Below are 24,687 nucleotides of genomic sequence, written 5' to 3'. Positions count from 1 at the left end.
GTAAGAGCCATTTTCTACTTGCCAAAAAAACTACTTTTGTGTAAAAATTAGGTATAATTTGGTTCTTAAATATCAAGGGGTGAGAATTATGAAATTAACTCAAGTGATAGGTTGAATATTTCAGAGATTTTAATAGGAAAATAAAGAAAATAAAGAAGTATAGACAAATTTCGACATATATCCAGCTAGATTTGTAGTACATTTGTAGTATAGTGGTAGTACATTTGTAGGTTTATGGCGAAAAATCGACATAAGAATAAATATATTGCATTTCTAGTTGTTAATATTTTCTATAAAAACTGATTAAAGGAGTACAGAGGATGGCGATCGATACAGAAAAGACACTTAGTCGAATTTATGAAGCAAATGTTTTACTCAATTCCAACATGTTTGATGCTATGCAGGCTGCAAAGGAATCAAAAGAGGTTGCTCATGAAGTATTAAAAGAGCTAGATCTTATGTATAAAGGAACGGAAAAAAGCCTTCAAGATGTGAAAGAAGATCTATCAAAAAAATTGCTTCAACTAGAGAATGATTTTAAGTCTGAACTTTTTACGGTAACAAATAACTCATTACATAAAATTACAAATGACAATGCAGACCTGAAAAAAGCTACTAAATTTTTATATGAGGATCACCAGAAAATTTTACAAAAGCTCGAGGAACAACAGGAACAAATTATTCAATCACTTCACACTACTCTAGATAAAAGTGTGCGTGTTTATAAGGATTTCATCGAGAAGATGCAAAATAATATTGAATCTAACTTGGAAGTACTTCAGAAAGAACAAAAAAGTATATTTATAAAGCTTGCTGAGCTGAATAATACTTTAAACACTACAAACGAAACGTTAATTTTACATAACGAAACGATGATAAGTAAATTAGACGAACACACGAAGCAACTGAAAAAAAATCAACGTACATGGTTTATCGTCCTATTTATTGCCATTTTCTTTGGTTACTTTATGTAAGAAGAGAGGTAAACTATGCAATTAACTGTTACGTTTTCAGACAAAACCATCTCAATTATGAATAAGGAAGGTATAGTAAACCTGTCTCCTTATTTTTACTATTTTAATCAACGAGTCATGATTGGGAAGCAAATAGAACAAGCGATTGATTTGTTTCCAGAGTATATATCTAATGTTTTTTTTGAAAAAGATGAGAAGAAACTGGGATATTTCCTTCAAGAGCTTAATGATTATGTAATAAAAAGCTTTAAGGTAAAGAATTATAAAATAGAATTATCTTCAAACCTCAGTCATTTAAATAATGTTATTAAAAACACTTTACCAAATGTATCAGTAAAAATTAAGAATGATTTTACTAATAAAATACCAGTTGAGTTGGAGAAACATTTACATAATGCACTTTCTACAGTGATTACAAATGAACTTATTCGTACGTGCCAAGTTTCAGGCAGCTTGTTTCAGAAAATCAACCGAATTGTTCGTTTGAGAATTGATTTTTATATAAAGGAATTACTTGAGAAAGGCAGAACGAATGTTCAACTGAAGTTTGTGGATAATCAATACTCTGTTCAGTTCATTTGTAAAGAAGTAAATGACCAAATCCCTTCTATTAATAGGATTATAGAAATTTATAAACAATCAATTAATAGCCATGAACGAATTGTTCAATCCCTGTACGAGGTATATGATGGCAATTTTAAAGTTACGTTTATTAGTCCATTCTCCTACGGAAAGTCGACGCTCATCAATGGTCTTTTTGGTGAAAAGATGTTAAATATGGACATTCGTGCAGAAACGGCTATTATTACAAAAATAGTGAGCTCGGATGAAAACAGGTTGTTTGTAAAATATGAAGACAATCGAATTGAAATGCAAACATATGAAAACTATGAGGATTTAAGAGAAAAATTAAAAACTTTAACTAGTGTGAGAGGAATTAAAACGCCATCTGAGGTGCAAATTTACCATACATTGGGTTACTTTCCAGGTGTCACGATTATTGATGCTCCCGGTTTAAACTCTAGACATGCTGAGCATAACAAGAAGGCATCTGACGCCATACAAATGAGTGATCTTGTCATATTTTTAATCAATCCAGCTCATATTGGAGAGGCTAATTTTTCACGCCAAATTAAAGAGTTTCTTGAATTAATTCATAAAAATAACAAAAAATATGGATTTGTTCTTTCAAAATTAGATTTATACAGTGATGATTACGATGTCATCATGAAAGAAATGGAAACTGTGTTGCAAGATTTAGATCCTTCTTATTCTATCAACAACGTGTTTTTCGTCTCAGGGTATTTTGCCCTTTTTGGTAAGTTGTTACGTGATGACAAAATAGACGTAAACGATGTTCGTAAATCCCATGGGATTTTTGTGATAGAGAATGATGAAATCATTATGGGACGAGGAATTGAGAAGCACCATTCATCTTTTCTTCTTCAATTTAGCAAAATCAAGCAGCTGGAGCAATTCATAATAGAAAGGGGTGATAATCATGCTACAAACAAACTCTATTTGGATCGTAGAGAACGAGAGACAGCTAAAGTCAATTCACCTTCTTAAAACGAAGTTGCTATATAAAGAGGCTTTACTTCAAGAGGAGTGTGATATTGCTACTTTACCAAACTATGATATGGTGTTTTTCCTCCTTACTCCAACACAAATTGGTAATAAATTTTTTATAGATGCCATAAAAGAAATTCTTCACGTTCGCAAAAATAGTAAAACAATCTTTCTAGCTATTGATGATTGTTATCAACTAGATAACGAAGAGATTGTTAAAGTCATTCTCGAATTAAAGGCTTCTATTAAAGAATTGATTACTAATCCGAATGTTTTTACGGTGTCATCCTATTATGCTGCTTTGCACCATCAATATGAGATTAAAAAAGTATCACTGGAAGAGCTTCGACAAAATAGAGATGTCATAATATCGACTGATGATGGGGAGCTTTTGACAGGTAGAAAATTGGAGGAAGATCATGTTAAGCAGCTATTGAAGCTAAGTAAAATGGAGAAGTTCTATCAGCTTGTACAGGATTTTTCCAAAGGATTACAATTGGCAGGAATCGATGTTACGAAGAAAAACTGGCTTGTACTCGGTCCAGAAAATACGGGGAAGAGCTTGCTTACAGAGCTTCTTAAAACTAGTGTTGGTGACTCTTTTCATTTTCAAGATATGCGTGATGATCTAAAGGATGTTGGAAAGTATTATGACGGATTAGTGATTGTTTTAGATTTAGATATCCTGAAAAATTTGGATTATTTAGAAAAAATTTGTTCTACATATGTCGGCATCGAAAAAATCATCGTTGTCAATAAAATCGATAATTTTATGTTTTTTCAAAAAAGCCAGCAGATGCTTAAAATGGATATTAAAAAAAAGATAAGCAGTTTTACAAGTGATCCTATTTATTTTGTATCATCGTATTATTTTCACCAATACCTCCAACTGAAAAAAGAGGAAATCACTGTTGAGGATCTTATTCAAAATCCGAATGTAGTTTTGGTCGATGCACTTAATTTTCCTATATCAAAAGAAAAAAATAAAACAAAACTACAAGAGCTACTTTTCAACCAGTCAGGCTTCGGTAATTTACTACAAAATTGGGAGTGATAAAGCATGTTAGAAAGATTTGCAGAGACGAAAAAATTCCTACTAAACTTTACAAATGAGCTAGTGAATTCGGAGCATATTGATCGCTACATTATTGACAACTCAAGTCTTTTACAAGAGATTGTTAGACTTGAAAAAGGAGAATTTAAGATTGCCCTCGTAGCACCTTTTAGTGCAGGGAAATCTACATTTATTAATGCGATTATTGGAAAAGACCTTTTAAGTATGGATATTCGAGCAGAAACTTCAGTTATTACAAAAATCACCTACTCTAATGATATTAAAATTGAAGTAACGTATTTTCAAAACGATCATGTCGAAGTGATTGAGACAGATGAACAAGGAAATCCTCTTACATATGAATCTTGTAAGGAAATACTAAAAAAAATAACAACTGTTCGCGATGCAACGAACGAGGAAAGAATCAAACAGGTAGTTGTGTATTGCCCATTGGATATTTGTAAAGACAATGTAGAAATTGTCGATACGCCTGGTCTTTTTTCTAGACATGAGAAGCATGAGGCGATTACGAATAACATTATCCCACAAGTAAACGCTGTTATTTTTATGATTGATCCAGATAGTGTTGGAGAAGAACATTTTACAGAAAAAATTCGTAATTATGTTAAATCCGCGAAAAATTCAAGCCTAGAAGAGGATGGACGTCACATTTTCTTCGTCATCAACAAAATTGACATGTTTGATGCAGAAGACATTGCAAAAGCAAGGCATGAATTAGAGGAAGTTCTCTCAGGGATTATTATGAAGCCTAACATTCATGAAGTATCTGCCTATTTTGGAATGAAAGGAAAGCAGCTATTGACGAAGGATATAGATATTTCGGAAGTTCAAAAGGATAGAAAAATTAGAATCCCTGATCCGTTAGATCCTGAATATACCATTGCCGGAAGGCTAATAACTAAAGAAAATGCAATGGATATCATCAACTTCAGCAAAATTAAAGAATTAGAGAAATCGCTTGGGGAGTATCTACAAAGCAAAAACCAATACTTAATTACGGATGTCATTTCTAGTATCCGAAATGTTTTATCTGACACGATCAACAAGTTGAAATTTGAAATTAAAGAAATTCAAAAAACAATTACAGAAGATAAGACGGTCTATATTGAAAAAATCGACAAGCTTCGAGAGGAAATTGAATCCATAAAAAAAGTCACCCTGCAAAACATTAATAGTCTTATAACAAAACGAATCCATGGAGGGATTTCTGAACAAAGTTTAGAGGATGAAATTTATGATGAAATTGAAGGGCAACTATATGATGTGGTAAAAGATATTGAAAGAGAATTATTTAAAAAGTGGTCAAGAGAAAAGCCGGGCATTGACCGCTATAACGCAGAGGAGGTTGTTAAATCGATTATTTTGGAAGCAGAAGATGATCTTGTATTAAAGGTAAAAGAATTAGTCAGACACTCCTTTCTTATGATACAAAAGATTATCTCTACATTAATTAGTGATATTCAGGATCAGCTTAATACCGTTACTGAAAAATTAGAAGAGGCTGAGGTCAAAAACTTAGGTATGAAGATGGAGCGAATCGGTAATCTAAATGTTGATAGCTTAGTAGGCTCAACCATGAATAAAATTGAGCGTGAGTTTTCAAATATCATAGTTTCTATTGCAAAAGATTGCCAGGAAAAGGTCCAAGAGGCTTATAATTCCTCAATTTCTATGGTAAAGAAAGCAGGATTTTGGAATTGGATTAAAGGATTGTTTGGTGCAGCAGACTACGAAGAAAAGTTCGACATATACCGCTTTAAACAAGAGCTTGATGTGTTAATTGATGACTTAACCGATACAATGAAAAATCAGTTGATGGAAAGTGATATTGCTATCGCTAATCCGATTGTGGATATGTCTAAAGAAATCGTAGACGAAATGAAATCAGAAGTTTCAACAATCATTACGAATGTTGTAAAGATTAAAGAAAATGTGTTAGTGAACTTGAAAAACGAAATGGATAAAAATGAAGATGAAAAAATGGCTTCTATCAGTAAGAAACAGCAAAAAATTTCTAAAGTTAATGAAATGAGAAATCGTTTTGAAGAAAGGCTTATCCAATTAACAGAGGAGGCGCTTGACAATGAACTTCAAAATAAAACGCCAGTTAATCAGTAATTATTTAGACAAATTATATAATCAGCTTATAAAGGATGTCGCTTTGATTAGCGAATTTCAAACGTTAGTAAAAAGATGTAACTTAGAGACTAGTAAGCTATCGAACTATGCAATTGCTATAAAAGAAGAAATTAAAAGCGAGCTAGTTCAATTATCAGCTTATAAAAGCTTGGATGAGGAAAGTAAGGAAAATCTTCTCACAACAATTGATCAGATTCATCAACAACTAAAGATTCCTGAATTTACGGTAACAAAAGAAGAGTGTATGGACGTAGTAACTGTTAGTGTGGACCGAGAGTACCGCAATGCAGCAGTTGACAAGCAAGCTCAAGAATTTTTGAACATGGGAACAGCAATAGGTGCTTTTATTGGTTTCGGATTAGGTATTGTAATTCAAAAAAACCTTCCTTTTCTACTCATTAGCATCCTTGGTGGAGCTGCCATAGGCACTGTTATTGGAAAAAACAAAAATAAACAAAAAATGAAAAGGTCTGTTGAGCCGTCAATAAAACAAACGTTTGGTAAAGTAAACAAAAATAAGTTTGAATCGGTTATTCAAAAGAGAAAGGCTTCCATTGTAACTTTATTCAACCAATATATTCAGCAAATCGAGGATGCATGCCAACCCATTCTAAAATAGGGAGAGGATTTCAGCTATTATGCTAGAAGATATTGTTCAAATAAAACGAATACATACACCTTTAGACGAAGCTCGTTTAAGCACTCGTCATATGAACACGGCTGACTATCAGTTTTTTCAAATCAATAAAATTTCTCTTTCGGATGAACTTGAAAAAGAGAAGATTCAAAGTTATGTGAATCATTGTGTAAAGCAATTTATTGCTTCATTGACAGATACCAAATCACCAATTGTTTTTCGCTTAAAAAGCAATAGGACGGATCGAACCATTTCTCTTTTTATAGGGGCGAAGAGAAAGAATGGACAATCGATTGCGGAGAGATTTAGTTCCTATTTTCAAACAATAGATTTTCATGAAGTGAGTGGGCAACAACACCTTGACTCCTATGAGGCACAGGCACTAATCACGGGCATACCTGCACAAAATGAGACAACATATGTCGAATATATTGAGTCATTCGTGAGGTTTATACGTGAAAAAGACGTTATGTTAGAGGTTGTGGCTAAGCCTATTAAAAAAGTAACAATCCTTCAACAATTAGAGAACTTAATGGATCGAAGGACAAAAAATTCGCTTCACTTAAAAATAAGTCATTCGGAAAGTACGGCTACCTCTGAAACGTCTTCTACGAGTTTTGGACAAACAATGACCGATGGAAATAACATTGGTGGCGGTTTACTTGTTGTCAATTCAGGCAGTTCAAAAAGTGAAGGAACAACAAGCTCTAATTCAGATTCTAAAGGCATTACAGAGACCGTTACGAAAAACTTGGAGCAAATAAAACATCAAGCGATGGAATACGACCACATTTTAGAAATATATACAGAACGATTACAGCAAGCACTCTCATCAGGATTGTGGAAAACAGCTATTTCGATTTATACAAAAAATCGTGAAGATTTAGCTGAGGTAACTGAAGTATATAGGTCTGCTTATAGTTTAAATGCAATTGAGCCTTATCAAGTGTTTCCGTTAAGTAAAACGTATCAAACACTTTGCTGGCTAGAGAGAGACGCAGATTCTCATTCATTGAATATATTTCATGAAAAATTTCGCGAATTCTCTTTTCTTACAGGTGAGGAGTTATCGTATGTATTGGATGTTCCGAAGGAGCAGTATAATGGATACGAGATATCCCAAGCACCGAGATTTAGCCAAAACTCACAATCGACTCACGGAATTCCTATCGGTCATATATATGATGGGGAAAAGAAAACCCGCAGTTTGTTTTACTTACATCGGAACCAACTTGTAAAGCATTTGCTTGTAGCAGGGATTACAGGAAGTGGAAAAACCAATACGATATTCAATTTGCTTAAAAATGTGGATGTTCCGTTTTTAATTATTGAACCAGCAAAAAAAGAGTATAGAGGTCTTCAAAAAGTAATTCCAAACTTACGGATATATACACTTGGAAATGAAGGGGTTTCGCCATTTAGAATCAATCCGTTTTATTTTCCTGCAAATGTGAACATCCAACAGCATATTGACAACTTAAAAGTTATCTTTAATGCTTCTTTTACGATGTACGCCTCTATGCCGAATATATTAGAGCAGTGCATCAATAATATCTATATCAAAAAGGGTTGGAGTTTAACGACATCTAGGAACATCTATCAAAATAATGATTTTGATTATAAAAATTATTTTCCAACAATTGAGGATTTATACTATGAAATCGACAGCTATACAAAGGAGCTTGGTTATGCCCAGGAGCAAATGCAAAATATTCGAGCTGCCCTTTTAACACGAATCAAAAGCTTAATGACGGGCGGAAAAGGATACATGCTCAATACAGTCGAGACAATCGACATCGAGGAACTTTTGCAATATCCAACTGTATTAGAGCTTGAAGCGATAGCCGATGACGATGAAAAATCGCTCATCATTGGTCTCATTTCAATTTTTATTTATGAATATTTAAAAGCAAACGAATTTGAGTTTGCTGGAAATTTAAAGCATTTACTCGTATTTGAGGAAGCACATCGCATTTTTGCGAACGTGAATCAGCATGGAAGTCAAGAAAATGTAAATATCAAAGGAAAAGCGGTTGAAAGCTTAAGTCACATTCTTTCTGAAATTCGGGCATACGGAGAGGGAATGATTATTGTTGATCAGGTTCCTACTAAATTAGCTCCAGATGTTTTAAAAAATACAAATACGAAGATTATTCATCGGATCGTTTCTAAGGATGATTGTGAATATGTTGCCAATTCACTTGGCTTATCAAATGAAAAGGTAGATTTTATTAGCAAGCTTACAAATGGGGCCGCTCTTCTTTACACAGATGGAATGAGCTCACCTGCCCATTTGCAAATCCTTCACGGAAAAGAGAATATTAGTTATGTTTCAGACCATGATGTGAGAGAGCATAGTCAATCGTATAATCATCTTTTAAATTACTCTAAACATATGCATCCATTGACAGAAATTATGTTACAGAATATTGCTAGCTATTCGGAATTGAAAAAAGAAGTGGAGAGCTTTTACCGCACATTGTTCGTTGAACCGCTAAAAAATCTGCAAAGCAATTATCAGTCTTTAAAGGAAAATATTATTCGTCATGCTATTCACTATGGCTTTGATATGAATATTGATGTAGACGATTTTGTTTTTTCTTTTGTAAAGGAAGCGTTGTTCCAATTAGTAAAAACGAACGAGAAAATAAAAAAGCAAGTAAACAGGCGAATTTTTATCGAGAGATATATTGAAACATGCCTGGTGCTTCTTTCAAAAAACTACGAGATTCATAAAAAGGAATACGCTTTGCTGGAGCTCAATCAACAAAAGTTAGGGGATGAATACGTTGGTTGAATTTACTTCGATTTTTGAAGTAGCTAAAAAGTTTATGGAGAGTGCAGAGGAAGCAAAAGATCTAAATGAAGCAGGAAAGCTTGAAACTGTTGAGAAACAGGAGCTCTCATTAGAAGAAGTACCGTTTGAAGAACAGGTTATGTATAAAGTGGAGCAAAGCCAGCAATTGGAGCAGGAATTGCAAGAAGCGAATGAAGTAAAATATATGTCAGATGATATTGGTTTACGGCAAAAATCAAGAGAGTTTGGTGATCCTGACTATATTAACGAAATTAGAAATCAAAATGAAAAGATAGATCAAGTTTTGTCGAAATATGAAGAGTCCCTTAAAAACGATTCCTCTGACTTGAATTATCAACGTGTTTCTGAAAACTTAGAACGGTACAAAGGAACTGTATTCGAGCACGAGCTAAAGGATACACTAAAAGACAAATTTGAAACGGTAGAAGAGAAACAACGTATTGTACAAACGGAGTGGGGAGAAACAAAGCCTGATGTTATCCTTCGAGGAGCAACGGAGGATATGACAATTGGTGATCTTAAAATTAAGAAGGGTGAAGATCTCTACATTGAGGCAAAATGCGGATCTCCAGAATACATTCGCAATGAGATGGAACATATTTTGCAGCAGGTGGAAGGTCATGATGGTAATTCGTTAGTTGTCGTATCAAAGGATTATTTAGAAATCAGTCCTGAAGTTCGTCTAGATTTTGAAAAGAAGCTGGCCGAAAAAGGAAGCCATGTGTATGTAGCGGATGTGACTTCGATGGATATTAGCATTGGCCTAACAACTAGTCTTCGTCTGTAAAGAGAGGTGAATTAGTATGAGACAAACATATTATGGAGTTGACTCCGTGCTGTATCATGAGCTAGAGAATCACATAAAACAATTTAGTCAACTCACACGAGATTTATTTAGTCAAGCGATTACCAAAGAGCAAAAAGTAGCTTTAATGAAGGAAAAAGAAGAATGGAAGGAAACGATTCAAAATAAACTGTTAGAAGATGGAACAATTCTTGGCTTTTTGACGATGGAACAAATAGATGATGTAGAAACAACGATTCAGGTTATTGAGGATGAAGAAATAAAAGGCTTGCTAAGATCAAATTTTATTCCGAATCATAAACTTGAGGAAGTCATCGTATCGTTAATGAAGGTAGATTCAACAGATTATGTGAAAAATCTTATTTTCTTTTTAGAAAAGGCCAAACAAAATCAGCAAAGCGTTATTGTTTGGATTATGGAGTGATAAAGTGGATTTCCAACAAATTAACAAAAATGTAATGCAATACTTAGAGAAGCTAAAGAAAAGCATGTTCACGAATCCACTTAGAATTAATTTGACAATAAAAAAACTCGACATGTATGTCGATAGCTTTCATAGGGAAATAAATGAATTGTTACAGCAAGAAAATAAAAGCGTGAACTTTGATATTGAAAAGAATGTAAAGAAACCAAACATTGTGCCAGTTGATTTAGATAAGCTGGAGAATGCAGAAAGAATTAAAAGTAAACTCGTTTCTGTTTCTAACAAACTCTTAAGTGAACTAGAGGATTTTCGAAAATCAATTAATTTTTTTAATTTTATTGAGGAAAAAAAACGTTTTAAGCAAAATGTCTGGCAGATTTTAAAAAAAGAAGTGGATTTCCTAAATAAAGGTACAACTCTTGATCGAATTATTAGTGATATCGAAAAAGAATTAAATAATGGTGACCAAAAGGAGCAGGAAAGTTTATTTAGTAAAATTCGAAGTTTGGTGTATCTTATGGATGATGGGTCTCTCGAAAAACTGAAAAGGTTATTTATTGATATTCGAAGTAACGAGGTTATAGATGAGATAAGAAAAAATGAGGAAGAAAAACTAAATGAGATCATTAATCACATCATTAATGAATATAAAGATTATTTATCTAATTGCATAAATTACTATAAGAATCATTATAACGGACTAGATGATGTATAAAAGTTTGTGTAAAGCATTTTGCTAGACCAAAAGAAAAAGGTAGGGTATTCTCTGATTTGGCCAACACATTACAGAGAAAGGAGTACCCTACCTATGTCGAACGTGTTGCAAAACGCATAATCCATGCATAAATGTACGCAAAAAATCCACCGTCTTGGAAATCATATACAGTGACTAGAAAACACATTTCCAAGGGGTGGACACTATCATGATTTCCAATTTCGTTATCGAACATGCACTGTCTAGCGAAATCGATCCTCTTTTACAGGCGTTATTTCAATACATCGATCAACTTTCTTTACCAGAAACACCTTATGTGACAGGACGACCACCGATTTCGAAAAAATCATTGTTAAAATGTTTCTTTTTAAAAACCTATTTTTCCATTGGTTCTTTACGTCAGCTAGTTGATACACTCGATCGATTTGGCTATTTCCGGCGTATTTGTGGACTCAAAGAGGTTCCTCATCTTTCTACATTCTCACGTGCAGGCAAGTGGTTTCAAGAACAGGAGTTTTCCTGTTTTAATGCCCAACTTCTGAAAGATTTAGGAACTAGATATCCAAAAGTGGTGATCATCGACAGTACGGCACTCCGAAGCAGTCTTTATGATTCTCAAGCAAGATGGGGGTATTAACTCGATATCACTGGTTTAAAGGGTATAAGTTACATCTTTGTACAACAACAGAGGGAATCATTTTATCCCACGTCTTCACAACGGCCAATCGAAATGATGCAGCCGTTGCGATCGAATTATTTCTTTAAAGGAATGGGAAATCGAGTTTGCCCTTGGAGATGCCGCTTATGACAGTGAAAAAGTTCGTCAAATGGCTGAACAGACAGGAATCTTTTTCGTTTCACCCATTAATCCTCGAAATAAGTAATAAACGAAAAGATGCCTATTGGTCGCGTGATGCCTCCGTTTTTGAAAACAGAATTTGGAAAGTGGTTGTTTCGTTTCCGTAACAGGATTGAACAGACATTCAATCAGTTAAAGAATGATGGTTTAGAACAGCCACGTTGGTATGGGTTTCGTCGCTATTTACTGCATGTACAACTATGCATTCTTATGCACAATTTTGAGTTTTTACTCTAGTTTTGCAACACCATCTATGTTTATAAGCTTTTCCGTAAGCGAACAGTGCCTGGCACTGTTCGCTTAAAGGTGTATCTTTATTTTGTTTTAAAATCAAAATATATTGACAGAATATCATATGGTATTTTTATGGCTCTTCACCACAAAATGTACTTGACAATCAGGTTGTTTTCTGATCAAGGGTACAAAAAATGCGAAATTTCCTGTATGGTAAAGGTGACCAAACCATCAACCATGGAGGAAATTTCGCATGCAATCTCAGTTTATCAAAGATTTGATCACTTTACCAGGCTTTCTTATTCATGGAGAACGAAAAGAGGGAGAACGATGGATTTTTGAACTTTCCCTCCCTCCTCATTGTCCGATCTGCCCGACTTGCTTCGGACGGACAACCAAAATATCATCGAAACGAAAACAATGGATTCATGGCTATACAAATACGGTCGGTTTATTTTGGTTCTTTGTCAAATGGTGTTGGTGAATCAATGTTAGTGACATTATTTGGTAATATGTAATCGGATGGCTTAGGGGAAATTCGAGGTTCCCCTAAGCTGTTTTTATTTTCGCTAAGTTTTGGGTAATGAATATTCGGTTTCTAAAGTGATAGAAGGATCGATAACCGAAAGAAATACGTTTCATCACTTTGATTTTGTTATGAATCCCCTCTAAAATGCCGTTGTTATAATCATATTTCAACGTATTCTCCACGTAATTGATGTATTTGTTGATTGTCTTGATGGCGGTTTTCATATAGCTGGAAACGATATTTTGTTTATTCTCTAATGTTTTCTTTAGGAGCTCAAAGTCTTTGATTTTGATGCAATGTTGCACGTATTGATATAACTCATAGGACGCTTTTAATTCAGAATCTAAATCAATGAGATAGTGGAGAATCTCCACCTCACACATATGCTTTTTAAAGCAACGATGATATGTATAGTTCTTATAATCAAGTTTTGTTTGATCTTTCAGAAGGAGCTTCCAGTATGTTTTCAATTTATTGTAATTCTTTTTATCCCGATTCATGACGTTGATGCGCGTTTTGTTTAAAGCTCTGCTAAATAGTTGGAGGATATGGAATTTGTCGAGTACGATTTCCGCTTTAGGGAAAACTTCTTGGATTAAGGAAATATAAGGGCTGTACATATCGATGACAATCGTTTTTACCGCATCTCTCGCCTTCTTGGAATACCGTAAGAAATACTCTTTGAGGACATGTAATCTCCGGTCCTCCACGATATCCACAATCTCCCCCGTTTCAGAGTCGCAGAAAATAAAGGACATCGCTCCAGCTGCGGATTTCACTGATTTAAACTCATCAAAACACAAATGCTTTGGAAGGTAGTGAACATTTGGTTGATAGTAGCTATAAAAGCTGTCAATGACACGACTGACAGTGGCATGAGAAACATGATGTTTCATCGCAATATCTTTTTCGGATATTTTATCTTTGGCGTTTAAAGCAATCGCTACTTTAGTATTGTTGGAAATACAACAGTTTTTAGCCACGACGCTCGTTTTTAAAGTAAACGTGGAATGACAATGTTTACAGAAATAACGCTGTTTACGCAATTTTAAGTAGGTATGAAAACCTGAAATGCTAGGCATTTTAATGAGAGACGTTTTAAAACCGTGTTTAATGATTTGATCATCAAAGACATGTCCACAAGCATAACAAGCTTTTGGTTGGTAAGTTAATTGGCCATAAAAGACTTTTGATTGGACCCCTTTAATGAGTTCTTCTGCACAAAAATTTTCATCAAATGTGATATTTTTGTCTTTAATATTTAAGGCTGTTTTCGTAAACTTTGTTGTTTTTTTATAGGAAAAGTTATCTTATACTATAATAAATAATAATATCCAAAAAATAACAATAAGGAGGAGTTCATTAATGCTATTTGTGTTATTTGTTATACCATTATTAGGCACTTTATGGTTTTTAAATTTTACTACTTTTTTAAAGAAGTTAAAGAATGGAAAAGACACCCATAACCAAAATGTCTTAGGAGCAGTCTTAACATTTATTTTAATCTTGGCTATAATCATCTTAATCATTGAAGCAAAAACCATCGCCCTCTGATGGTTTTTCTTTAGGCTATTCCTCTTAAAGAGTTAACGATTATTTTATTCGATTTTTGACAGGCTGAAATAAGCATTTGTTCAACACGCTTATCAAATGCTAAATTCTTTCCTAATTCGAGCCAACGGAACCAATAAAGGTAATTGTCTAAATATAGAGTTCCTACACCTTTAAAGCGGTACATCCAACCTTTTAAACGATTGTGAAAATTATTTACGTGTTGGATATGGTAGATGCCCTTTTTCACACGTTGTTTTAGTCGTTCATTTACTGTTTCGTGTTGCAAGCCTTTAATTCTTGCAAATTTTTTGTAATTAGTTGCGGTATCAGTACATAACAAAGCAGAAGGGTGAATATACCCTCCTATCACATTATCAATTTCCTCGGCTCTTACACGTCCTGTTCCTGCTTTTCGAGCAATGATATTTCCATTACGGTCTTGTGCAACTACAACAGCAATTTTAAGATTGGAAATCCCTCTTTTCCCATCTTTTTCTCCACGCTTTTTAGGTTTTCTATGATTTATTTGACGTTGACCTTTCAACGATTCACGAAAGAAAGTTTCATCACTCTCAACAATACCTTGTAATTGATTAAAACCTTGACTACCTAATGCATATAGGATTTTATGTCGCCAATAAAATGCAGTAGAAATGTGTATTTGCAGTTTGTCAGCGATTTTAGGTAGCGTATATCCCTCGACCATAAGTTCAATATATTTAACCCACTTCTCAGGATAATGTGAGCCTGAGAATGGTGTATTTGTCATATCATTAAACGACTTTCCACAATCTTTGCATAGATAACGCTGGCGACTGCGATATTTACCGTTCCGTTTAACATCTGTGCTGCCACAATGAACACAACCTAAACCCGAAGAAAATCGTGCTTCACGAAGACTTTTTAGAAGTTTATTGATTTTATCGGGTTCTTCTGGGAATAAGTCTTGCTTCATCGCTTCAAAAAGTGCTAACTGCTCTGATTTACTTAATTCGCTAAAATCCTCATAAACGTCTAACCACATATCTTTCATCCTCCTTAAAGTCTATAATATCAACTCTTTATACATATACCCAAGAAAGCAACAATTTATGCGAAAACAGCCATATTTAATAAATTACGTATAGAATAATGATGAGACATGTGACATCACTCCTTGTAAATGTGGTTTTGGTCGATTACATTTTACCAGAGTTTTGTCACTGTCTCATTTTTTTTGTTCAAAAAAATTGGTGCTGGTTTTTACTCACCAACACCAAATATTATAGAGCCGAACAATTAGATTGTGGCATAATGTTTTTTCCGTTGCAATTAATGCTGCGGTTGAAGAAGAAATTTTGCCGCGCAACCGATTTACTCGTGTTTCTATTCCTGATGAAGATAATGACGTGGTAAAGGACAATTACCTCACTGAAAATGAATTAAACCAATTACTTGATTTTGCTAAACAACATGAACCTATAACAAATTACACCGCTCTACTTGTTCTCGCTTATACGGGAATGCGAAAAGGTGAATTGATGGGCTTACAATGGAAAAACATTGACTTTAAATACAACACCATTACGATTGAACATACACGGGATAGATTAGGGCTGAGAAAACCAAAAACGAGAAACAGTTACCGCACAATTTCCGTTGATCCATCCGTAATGGAACAATTGAAACGCTATAAAACTTGGTGTAAACAATTGCTATTAAAGCATGGAAAAAAGATTAAAGCTGATTCAATTGTTTTTATCGATGAATGCGCAGAACCTATTTATAACGAGTTCATAAATTATGTTTTGAAATTAGTCATCAAAGCAAGTGGAATCAAAGAAATCACTGTTCATGGTTTAAGACATACCCATGCAACAATCCTTTTAAACCGTAATGCCAATGTAAAAGCGATTGCTGAACGATTAGGAAACACCCCAGATATGATTTATCGTATTTATGGACATCTAACAAAGGATTCCAGCAATGCTTTAATGAGTGTTTTTAGCGATAGTTTGAGTGCAAGTGGGGTTAAAACTGGGGTTCAAGATTAAAAAAATCGGCTGAAACCATTGATATGAAAGGGTTTCAGCCAACCTCTTTATATAAGGAATAATTATGTGAAATATAAGAAAAAGAGGAATGGAATCGTTTATGATAAAATATTGCAGAAAGGAATATCTTTGGAGGTGAAATAATTTGGCAAGAGTGATTTTTCATGTTGATATGAATAGCTTTTATGCTTCAGTTGAACAAGCCTATCATCCTGAACTGAAAGAAAAACCCATTGCCATCGCTGGCAATCCGAAAGAACGGCGCGGCATTATTGTAACTAGTTCCTATGAAGCGAGAGCAAAGGGGATTTATACGACGATGAATGTAGCTGAAGCATTAAAAACTTGTCCAGAGCTAATCATCTTACCTCCAGATTTTCCAAAATATCGTGACGCCTCCAAAGCAATATTTACGATTTTAAAAAGTTATACAAATCTTGTTGAACCGGTTTCAATTGATGAAGGCTATATGGATGTAACAGAAGTTTCAAAGGAACGGCATCCATTGGAACTTGCAAAAGAGATTCAACTTCGAATTTTCAATGAGTTAGATTTGCCATGTTCCATCGGCATAGCGCCAAATAAATTCTTAGCAAAAACAGCTTCAGACATGAAAAAACCCATGGGCATTACGGTATTAAGAAAAAGAGAAGTACGAGAAAAATTGTGGCCTTTACCCGTATTAAAAATGCATGGGGTAGGGGAGAGTACCGCTAAAAAACTCCAAACACTCAATATTAATACAATTGGAGACTTAGCAAATGCCGATGAAAGGTTACTAAAACAAAAATTGGGTAAAAATGGAGTTAGACTAATAAGAAGAGCAAATGGGATTGACACAAGGGAAGTGGATCCAAATGCAATTTATGATACAAAAAGCGTTGGAAATTCCACTACACTACCATATGACATCATCGAAATGAAAGATATCGAAACAACTTTTCTTAAACTATCTGAAAAAGTTGCAGAAAGATTGGAAGCAAAAAATTTATGCGGTTCCACTATTACGATTCAAATTCGGGACTGTCATTGGAAAAATCAATCGAAAAGTAAAACTGTACAAAATCCAATTTATTTAGAAAAAGATATTTTCCGCGAAGCAATGGAATTATTCTCGAAAGCATGGGATGGTACACCAATCCGCCTTCTTGGAGTGACCGTGTCTAACGTAATCGATAAAAAACATTTTGCTGAACAACTGTCCATTTTTAATTTTGAACAATTTGTAAAAGAAGAGCCTATTTATGAAATCATTCATTCAATGGAAAAGAAGTTCGGAAAAGGAATTGTACGAAAAGGGATTGATGTCAAGAAAAAAAGTTATGCATCCAAAACAAGTTTTAGCAAAGATTTCTTTGACGATTTAATCGATAAATAGTAGGAATGGAGATTCAACATGGAATTACAGTTTTTAGGTACAGGGGCGGGAATGCCTTCAAAAGAGCGAAACACAAGTTCTCTTGCATTAAAATTATTTGAAGAAAGAGGAACGATTTGGTTGTTTGATTGTGGAGAAGCAACGCAACACCAAATTTTACATACAACTATTAAACCAAGGAAAGTTGAAAAAATTTTTATTACCCATTTACATGGAGATCATATTTTTGGTTTACCAGGTTTTCTTAGTTCCCGTTCCTTTCTAGGAGGAGAGGAAACTTCACCGTTGACCCTTTACGGACCCTGTGGATTAAAAGATTGGGTTATATTCACGTTGCAACTGACAAAAACGCATTTAAACTATCCTTTACATTTTGTAGAAATTCATGAAGGGATAATATTTGAAGATGATCAATTTATTGTGACTGCAAAACAACTTGAGCATGTCATACCATGCTATGGTTTTCGTGTTGAACAAAAACCGCTACCTGGTGAGCTATTAGTTGAAAAGGCATTAAAACTTGGAGTTCCAAAAGGTCCGATGCTTGGAAAATTGAAAAGTGGGGAAGATGTCACATTAGAAGATGGAACGATTGTTTATAGTAAAGACGTAACTGCACCACGCAAAAAAGGCTTTGTTGTGACAGTCTTAGGTGATACGAAATATTGTCATCAATCGATTGAATTAAGCAAAGATGCGGATATCGTGATACATGAAGCGACTTTCGATTATTCTACGAAAAAACTTGCAGCAGATTATGGGCATTCGACGAATGTGGATGCTGCGAATATTGCAAAAGAGGCTGCTGCAAAGTATCTAATTTTAAACCATATCAGCGCAAGATTTTTACCACATGATTTAGATAAGATTATAAAAGAATCAAAAAATATTTTCCCTAACGTATTTGTAGCAAATGATTTTTCTCTTTTTCATTGGAAAAATGGAAGGTTAACAGAAGGAAATGAAGATAAATAATCACCTAAAATTTCAGAAAATAATAGAATGATTGAGGATAATTATTGTATGATGTTGTTGGGAGGGGAGAGTATGAATCAACCAAAAATAAATCCGGGGTTACTGCGTTTATTTGTTGTCTTTCCTAACTTATTAGCTTGGTGCTTAATGATTGGAATCATATTTTTTGTCATTACAAACTTTGAAGAATTAAAAGCAGCTGAGGCTTTATCTTTTTGGATTATTCTATTAGCGATTTTTTTACCTATTACAATGTATACATCTTATTCGATTATAAAACGTATTAAAAGCGGTGCGTTATAAGAAACTTGGCTATCTAGAAAGAAAAATTCTTTCTTGGTAGCCAAATTTTTTTATGTAGAATTCTGCTCTGTTACTACTCCAAAATTTCGTACTAATCCTTGTCAATAGTCTTAAGTAGCATACTCGCAATTTCATGGTAAAATGCACTTTAGTAGGTGATAAAACCCAAGTTTAAATGTCTAAATTCTTTTTGGAACCTTACATATTTCGAAGTAAATAGTCAAAAATATATATTTCGACAACATAAAATAGCAAAAAAATACATTTCCTAGGAAATAATTGATAAAAGGTTGATATTCTTTAAATATTATAAAATGCTCCGTAATCGGAGCATTTACAATGTTGATAAAGTTTGAATTTTCTTTCAATATTAACTGTAAAGTCAACTAATGGAAACGACGGAGATTTCTTTTCTAGTCAAGGGATTTTTGATATTTTCCCAAGAAAGAATAGAACAAAAATTACTCACCCCTTGCGAGTTCTCGAGATCTTGCTTCGGCACTTTTAATACAAGCATAAATGGCTTCGTTAAATCGGAAGTTTTCCAATGCTTTTATTCCAGCTTCAGTTGTTCCACCAGGACTTGTCACTTTTCTGCGAAGTACTTCAGGTTCTTCTTTAACTTTTTGAAGCATCATTGCTGAACCAGCAATCGTTTGAACCATTAATTTTCTAACCGTTTCTTTTGATAAGCCAAATTCTACTCCAATTTTTTCCCACGCTTCTAGCAAATAATAGAGATAAGCAGGACCACTTCCCGAAAGAGCCGTAATAGCATGAAGTTTATCTTCTTCCACTTCAATGACAATGCCAATTGCTTCTAACAATTGAAGATAAATAGACTTTTGTGAATCTGTTACATATTCATTAAATGCAATTCCACTGGCTGCCATACCGATTGCTGCTGAAGTATTGGGCATGACCCTTGCAATTGGTCGAACCCCTAGAGCTTTCTCAATTGTTTCAATTGCAATTCCAGCAAGAACAGAAAGGATTGCAGTATTTTCGGAAAGATAAGGAGCAATCGATTCAAAAGCAACTTTTGCATCTTTGGGCTTCATCGCTAAAATAACTAAATCGGCATCTTTAATTTCTTCTAATTGTTCAATAATGTGAACTCCATATATATTTTTTAATTCGTGTAATCTTTCAACGTTAGAACGATTTTTTACATAAATTTGGTTAGCAGGAACAACTTCATTTTTGATCCACCCATGAATTAATGCTTCTGCCATTGATCCTGCACCCATAAATACAATTTTTTGCATTCCTTTTCCCTCCGATATATTTTATCCATAATGAACAATAAAAAATGCGTTTTCATCCTTCATTAAAAAGGACGAAAACGCATGTTTCCGCGGTACCACCTTCGTTTGCTAAAAATAGCACACCTCTAGCCCTTATTATCGCTAAGGGAAACGGTCATGTTTTCATGACTGCTCAGAAGTAGGTTCAATGAATTGAGAGGACTATGCTACTCTCACCAAATGCAGCACTCTCTGAAGTCATCAATTCATTTACTTGGCTTCATCATCGCAATACTTTGTTCAATTATTACAGAAATTATATGCATTTCGATAAAATATGTCAACTAAGTGACGTGGACTAATTAAAAAAAAAGAAGTAAAATAAAATGAATAAGTATTCATTCAGAGAGATAGAGAAACAAGGGGGAACAGACATGGAAATAACAAAAATTATCATACCTACTCCCTATGATGTTGGAGATGTCAATGCTTTTTTAGTTAAAGGTGAGGCGCTTTCTATTTTTGATGTTGGTACGAAAACACCAACTGCGTACGAAGCACTCGTTCATGGAATAAAAAATGCAGGATATCAATTAAGTGATATTGAACAAGTGATTTTGACTCACCACCATCCTGATCATGCTGGATGGATTGAGGCTTTTCCAAATGCGAGAATACTAGGGCATGAATATATCGATTATTGGATGAATAAAGAGGAATTATTATCATATCGCGATGACTTTTATGAATTGCAGTTAAAAAAGCAAGCAGTTCCAGAAGAATATATTCAAAAAATCATTCAAATCCGAAGAAGAATGGATTTATATGGGAACACGCCATTAACTCAATTTATAAAAGATCGAGATGAAATACCAGGACATCCAGGTTTAATTGCTTATTATACTCCTGGCCATGCTCAAAGCCATTTTATTTTTTATAATCAAAAATCAAAAGAAGTCATAGGTGGGGATTTGTTATTAGAGAAAATCGCATCCAACCCACTTATTGAACCACCGGTGGATTTATCTTTTGATAGACCAAAATCACTTATTCAGTATCATGAATCATTAAAATTTTTAACTTCTTTAGATATAACTAAATTATATTCCGGTCACGGTAATGACATTGTTGATGTTAAAGAATTAGTCGATGTGAGAATCCAAAAAGACTTGCTTCGAACAAATCAAGTTTATGAAATTTTACATGAACCAAAAACTGTTTATGAAGTAACGAAAGAATTATACCCAAATGCTAACGATTATCAACTTGGGCTAACTTTATCAAAAACGCAAGGTTATTTAGATCTTTTAGTAAGGGATGAGCGCATACGTTATGAGCAAGTAGGGGAATATGAAATATATTTAAGGCAATAATTTCGTAGAAAATGGTTTCAATAACTATTCGACAGTTATCCATACCAAGAATAATAATAAGTCTACTAAGAATAATATTTCTAATTATGAACCGTTTTTTAGCAGAAATCGTATACAACCATTAATTTTTCTAAATATTTACTTATTCTTTTTTAGTTAAGTTAAGGAGTTTGAATACACAAAAAACCCACAATTGAGGTTTCATCCCTTAATTGTGGGTTAATGGTTTGATTATGATGAAATCAGATCGATTTGTGACAAGGAGAATGCTTAGAGATACAACTTTTTAAGCTTTTAATGCAAGCCCAGGTCCGAAGAATTCAAAATGAATTCGCTCTTCAGAAACACCAAGTTCTCTTACGTATGAAATTACAGTTTCCATAAATGCTTCAGGTCCACATATATAAACTTCTGTGTTTTCTTGAATGTATTTTGATAAATCTTCTTTTGTAATGTATCCTTCTGTATCAGAATATTTCACAAAGTATGAACCATTTAATTCATTAATTTTCTTTTGAATTTGGTCTTGGAATACAGCTAATTTTTCATTACGAACAGATTGTACAAATGTTACGTTACGGCCGAACTCCATTGAATCAAGCATTGCATAAAGTGGAGTGACGCCAATTCCACCACCTATAAATAATACAGGGTTATCGTTTTGTTGTAGAGTAAATAAACCTGCAGGTGCACTGATTTGTAGCGTGCTCCCTTCTTCAACATAATCATGTAAGTAATTTGATACGACTCCTTTTGCTTCTCGTTTTACTGAAATACGATAAATATTTCCATTCGGTGCTTGTGATACAGTGTAATGTCGCAAAGCTGTATATTCTTCACCAGGAGCTTTTACTTTTACTGTGATGTATTGACCTGGTTGATAAGGTGGAAGCGCTTTCCCATCTTCCGGCTCTAAATAGAAGGAAGTAACAAGTTCATTTTCTTGTTCTTTTCTTACTACCTTAAATGGTTTAAATAAACGCCATCCTCCATTCGCTTCAGCTTGTTGATAAAGCTCTTCTTCCACTTGAATGAAGACATTTGCAATTACACCGTAAGCATCTGCCCAAGCTTCAATAATCTCATCCGTTGCTGCATCACCTAATACTTCTTTAATGGCAGCTAGTAAATTTTCTCCTACGATTGGATAGTGTTCAGGTAAGATACCAAGTGCTCGATGTTTATGAGCAATTAAATGCACTACCGGTAAAATGGATTCTAAATTATCAATGTTAGCGGCTGCTGCATATACAGACGCTGCAAGGGCTTGTGGTTGTCTTCCTTCTCTTTGATTTGTTTGGTTAAATAGATTTTTTAATTCAGGATGGTTTGTAAGCATTCTTTTATAGAAATGTTTCGTGATATCCACCCCATGCTTCTCAAGAACTGGTACTGTTGCTTTAACGATGTCGATAGTTTTTTGTGATAACATACTTTCACGTCCTTTCAAAAAACACTATAAACATTATAAAAATATTAAGCAATATTTCAGATACATCTTTAACATTTTTGTCACAATTGATGTATATTAAATACATCTTTAAAAACGAATTTTTTTTCTTTTAAACAACTTAATTTATTGAAAAATGGTATAATGTTATGCGAATTATAAATGGAAAAAGCGTGGTGCATAATTTTGAGGTTAACTTTATATACTGATTATTCCTTAAGGGTTTTAATATATTTAGGTCTAAAAGGGAATGACCAACTATCCACCATTCAAGAGATAGCGGATAGTTATAATATTTCAAAAAATCATCTAATGAAAGTGACTTATGATTTAGGCCAATTAGGTTTAATCGAAACAATTCGCGGTCGGGGTGGAGGAATTCGCTTAAAAGTTGCTCCGAAAGATATTAATATCGGAAAACTTGTAAGACATACAGAAGAAGATTTTCATATAGTTGATTGTTTTAATCGTGAGAATCCTCTTTGTATCATTTCTCCTTCTTGCCAATTAAAACATGTTCTGTATGAAGCCTTGCAAGCTTTTTTAAATGTGTTGGATCGATACACATTAGCAGATTTTCTACATTCGAAAGAAGAATTATCAAATTTACTTCAAATGAAGCTTGATTAATAGGGATTGTCCATTTTTGGATATCCCTTTTTCTTTTGTTATGAATCATGAATAGAATACTAATTGAACAAATAAGGAAGGATTATACCAATATGAAAAATAAAAAAGTTTTTATTACTGGTGCAACAAGTGGATTAGGAAAATTAATTGCTGAATTATGTTTGAAAAAAGGACACGAAGTATATGCAACAGGAAGAAATGAGGAGGCGCTAAATCATCTTTCAAAACTTGGAGCAAGAGTGTTGAAAGGGGATTTAAGTAATAAAGAAGATATTCATCGAATATGCAGCAAACTTCCTGATATCGATGTCGCCATTATCAATGCAGGAGTTGGATTTTTCCAATATGCCTTTAATCTTTCAGAAAAAGAAATTGATGCAATGATAGACATTAATGTAAGAGCTCCAATGTATTTCGTAAAAAATTTATCACCAAATATGATAAAAAAACGTTCTGGTCACTTTATATTCATTGGCTCTCAAGCTGGGAAAGTAGCAACAAAAAAGGCGAGTATTTATGCAGCAACGAAACACGCTATCACCGGCTTTGCAAATGGAGTAAGAATGGAATTAGCTCCATACAATGTACAAGTATCGGCTGTTTATCCTGGACCAATTGATACTCCATTTTTAGATAAAGCTTCTTCATCATCGACTTCATATAGAAATTCTCTAAAAAGGGTATTATTGCGTCCTGAAAAAGTAGCCAAAGAAGTTGTAAAATTAATTGATCGGCCATTAAGAGAAATCAATTTACCTAAAATTTTGAATATCACAAGTAAGCTATATGCAGTCGCCCCTAGAATTGTTGAAACATTAGGTAAGAAATTCTTTACAAAAAAATAATTTTAAATCTTGCAAAAATTTAAATTTTATACAATTATATTAAGTAATAAAATGTTCTACAAACTTATAAAAATTCACTTGTATTTGAAATTATAATCTGATAACATTCATGTATAAAGTT

At 33.9% G+C, this 24,687-nt stretch carries 21 protein-coding genes, 2 pseudogenes and 1 other annotated feature; of the genes and pseudogenes, 19 read left to right on the top strand and 4 right to left on the bottom strand.

Features of this window, described 5'->3' with window-relative positions; translation table 11 throughout:
- Nucleotides 1-320: 320 nt before the first annotated feature.
- The 11 genes and pseudogenes from NSU17_RS00440 to NSU17_RS15880 form a co-directional block, all read left to right on the top strand.
- Nucleotides 321-974, top strand: a complete 654-nt coding sequence (locus tag NSU17_RS00440; RefSeq protein WP_340703986.1) for a hypothetical protein — start codon at nucleotides 321-323, stop codon at nucleotides 972-974.
- A gap of 15 nt (nucleotides 975-989) precedes the next feature.
- Nucleotides 990-2,543: a dynamin family protein gene (locus NSU17_RS00435; protein WP_340703985.1), complete on the top strand. Its 1,554-nt coding sequence runs from the start codon at nucleotides 990-992 to the stop codon at nucleotides 2,541-2,543.
- Nucleotides 2,476-3,597: a hypothetical protein gene (locus NSU17_RS00430; protein WP_340703984.1), complete on the top strand. Its 1,122-nt coding sequence runs from the start codon at nucleotides 2,476-2,478 to the stop codon at nucleotides 3,595-3,597. Before NSU17_RS00435 ends, NSU17_RS00430 begins: the two co-directional genes overlap by 68 nt.
- A gap of 6 nt (nucleotides 3,598-3,603) precedes the next feature.
- Nucleotides 3,604-5,736 (top strand): dynamin family protein, encoded by a 2,133-nt coding sequence (locus tag NSU17_RS00425; protein WP_340703983.1) that lies wholly within the window; start codon nucleotides 3,604-3,606, stop codon nucleotides 5,734-5,736.
- Nucleotides 5,702-6,376 carry a hypothetical protein gene (locus tag NSU17_RS00420; protein WP_340703982.1) on the top strand — a complete coding sequence of 225 codons (675 nt, stop codon included), beginning with the start codon at nucleotides 5,702-5,704 and terminating at the stop codon, nucleotides 6,374-6,376. The genes NSU17_RS00425 and NSU17_RS00420 overlap by 35 nt, the downstream gene beginning before the upstream one ends.
- A 19-nt stretch (nucleotides 6,377-6,395) precedes the next feature.
- A complete protein-coding gene (locus NSU17_RS00415; RefSeq protein ID WP_340703981.1) occupies nucleotides 6,396-9,191 on the top strand; it encodes an ATP-binding protein in 2,796 nt (931 codons plus the stop codon).
- Nucleotides 9,184-9,999, top strand: coding sequence for a hypothetical protein (locus tag NSU17_RS00410; RefSeq protein WP_340703980.1), 816 nt, complete (start codon nucleotides 9,184-9,186; stop codon nucleotides 9,997-9,999). Before NSU17_RS00415 ends, NSU17_RS00410 begins: the two co-directional genes overlap by 8 nt.
- 16 nt (nucleotides 10,000-10,015) lie before the next feature.
- Nucleotides 10,016-10,441 carry a hypothetical protein gene (locus tag NSU17_RS00405; protein WP_340703979.1) on the top strand — a complete coding sequence of 142 codons (426 nt, stop codon included), beginning with the start codon at nucleotides 10,016-10,018 and terminating at the stop codon, nucleotides 10,439-10,441.
- A 4-nt stretch (nucleotides 10,442-10,445) separates the two neighbouring features.
- Nucleotides 10,446-11,156, top strand: a complete 711-nt coding sequence (locus tag NSU17_RS00400; protein WP_340703978.1) for a hypothetical protein — start codon at nucleotides 10,446-10,448, stop codon at nucleotides 11,154-11,156.
- A gap of 208 nt (nucleotides 11,157-11,364) precedes the next feature.
- A pseudogene (locus NSU17_RS00395) lies at nucleotides 11,365-12,252 on the top strand (transposase).
- 250 nt (nucleotides 12,253-12,502) lie between these two features.
- Nucleotides 12,503-12,709, top strand: a pseudogene (locus NSU17_RS15880) (ISL3 family transposase); the annotation flags it as partial.
- Between the two features lie 89 nt (nucleotides 12,710-12,798).
- On the opposite strand, the gene NSU17_RS00390 reads toward NSU17_RS15880, so the two are convergent.
- Nucleotides 12,799-13,986 (bottom strand): ISL3 family transposase, encoded by a 1,188-nt coding sequence (locus tag NSU17_RS00390; protein WP_340705464.1) that lies wholly within the window; start codon nucleotides 13,984-13,986, stop codon nucleotides 12,799-12,801.
- A 157-nt stretch (nucleotides 13,987-14,143) separates the two neighbouring features.
- Between NSU17_RS00390 and NSU17_RS00385 the strand changes: the two genes are divergently transcribed.
- On the top strand, nucleotides 14,144-14,332 hold the full coding sequence (locus tag NSU17_RS00385; protein ID WP_096551533.1) for a hypothetical protein: 189 nt from the start codon (nucleotides 14,144-14,146) through the stop codon (nucleotides 14,330-14,332).
- Nucleotides 14,333-14,342: 10 nt separating this feature from the next.
- Here the strand turns inward: NSU17_RS00385 and NSU17_RS00380 are convergent, their stop codons facing one another.
- Nucleotides 14,343-15,356: an IS1595 family transposase gene (locus NSU17_RS00380; protein WP_096551535.1), complete on the bottom strand. Its 1,014-nt coding sequence runs from the start codon at nucleotides 15,354-15,356 to the stop codon at nucleotides 14,343-14,345.
- Nucleotides 15,357-15,615: 259 nt separating this feature from the next.
- On the opposite strand from NSU17_RS00380, the gene NSU17_RS00375 reads away from it, so the two are divergent.
- The 4 genes from NSU17_RS00375 to NSU17_RS00360 all read left to right on the top strand — a co-directional run bounded on the left by NSU17_RS00375 (nucleotide 15,616) and on the right by NSU17_RS00360 (nucleotide 19,021).
- Nucleotides 15,616-16,365 (top strand): site-specific integrase, encoded by a 750-nt coding sequence (locus NSU17_RS00375; RefSeq protein WP_340703977.1) that lies wholly within the window; start codon nucleotides 15,616-15,618, stop codon nucleotides 16,363-16,365.
- Nucleotides 16,366-16,510: 145 nt separating this feature from the next.
- Nucleotides 16,511-17,743 carry a DNA polymerase IV gene (locus NSU17_RS00370; protein ID WP_340703976.1) on the top strand — a complete coding sequence of 411 codons (1,233 nt, stop codon included), beginning with the start codon at nucleotides 16,511-16,513 and terminating at the stop codon, nucleotides 17,741-17,743.
- An 18-nt stretch (nucleotides 17,744-17,761) separates the two neighbouring features.
- Nucleotides 17,762-18,718, top strand: coding sequence for a ribonuclease Z (rnz, locus tag NSU17_RS00365; protein WP_016837815.1), 957 nt, complete (start codon nucleotides 17,762-17,764; stop codon nucleotides 18,716-18,718).
- Nucleotides 18,719-18,790: 72 nt separating this feature from the next.
- Nucleotides 18,791-19,021 (top strand): hypothetical protein, encoded by a 231-nt coding sequence (locus tag NSU17_RS00360; protein ID WP_016837816.1) that lies wholly within the window; start codon nucleotides 18,791-18,793, stop codon nucleotides 19,019-19,021.
- Nucleotides 19,022-19,482: 461 nt separating this feature from the next.
- On the opposite strand, the gene proC is transcribed toward NSU17_RS00360, so the two are convergent.
- Nucleotides 19,483-20,289, bottom strand: a complete 807-nt coding sequence (gene proC, locus NSU17_RS00355) for a pyrroline-5-carboxylate reductase (RefSeq protein ID WP_340703975.1) — start codon at nucleotides 20,287-20,289, stop codon at nucleotides 19,483-19,485.
- Between the two features lie 64 nt (nucleotides 20,290-20,353).
- Nucleotides 20,354-20,564 (bottom strand) — a binding site (T-box leader).
- Nucleotides 20,565-20,702: 138 nt separating this feature from the next.
- On the opposite strand from proC, the gene NSU17_RS00350 reads away from it, so the two are divergent.
- Nucleotides 20,703-21,641 (top strand): MBL fold metallo-hydrolase, encoded by a 939-nt coding sequence (locus NSU17_RS00350; protein WP_340703974.1) that lies wholly within the window; start codon nucleotides 20,703-20,705, stop codon nucleotides 21,639-21,641.
- Nucleotides 21,642-21,927: 286 nt separating this feature from the next.
- Here the strand turns inward: NSU17_RS00350 and hmpA are convergent, their stop codons facing one another.
- Nucleotides 21,928-23,073: an NO-inducible flavohemoprotein gene (gene hmpA / locus NSU17_RS00345; protein WP_340703973.1), complete on the bottom strand. Its 1,146-nt coding sequence runs from the start codon at nucleotides 23,071-23,073 to the stop codon at nucleotides 21,928-21,930.
- A gap of 204 nt (nucleotides 23,074-23,277) precedes the next feature.
- Between hmpA and NSU17_RS00340 the strand changes: the two genes are divergently transcribed.
- The gene (locus NSU17_RS00340) at nucleotides 23,278-23,721 is read left to right on the top strand and encodes an RrF2 family transcriptional regulator (RefSeq protein WP_016837820.1); all 444 of its coding nucleotides are present in this window, start codon (nucleotides 23,278-23,280) and stop codon (nucleotides 23,719-23,721) included.
- Nucleotides 23,722-23,813: 92 nt separating this feature from the next.
- The gene (locus NSU17_RS00335; RefSeq protein WP_340703972.1) at nucleotides 23,814-24,566 is read left to right on the top strand and encodes an SDR family NAD(P)-dependent oxidoreductase; all 753 of its coding nucleotides are present in this window, start codon (nucleotides 23,814-23,816) and stop codon (nucleotides 24,564-24,566) included.
- The last annotated feature ends 121 nt before the right edge of the window (nucleotides 24,567-24,687 follow it).

Origin of the sequence: Ureibacillus sp. FSL K6-2830, assembly GCF_038004145.1 — a bacterium.
GTDB classification, from domain to species: Bacteria; Bacillota; Bacilli; order Bacillales_A; family Planococcaceae; genus Ureibacillus; species Ureibacillus thermosphaericus.
The sequence above is the reverse complement of the archived record's forward strand: the minus strand, read 5'-3'. Positions and strand labels throughout refer to the sequence as shown.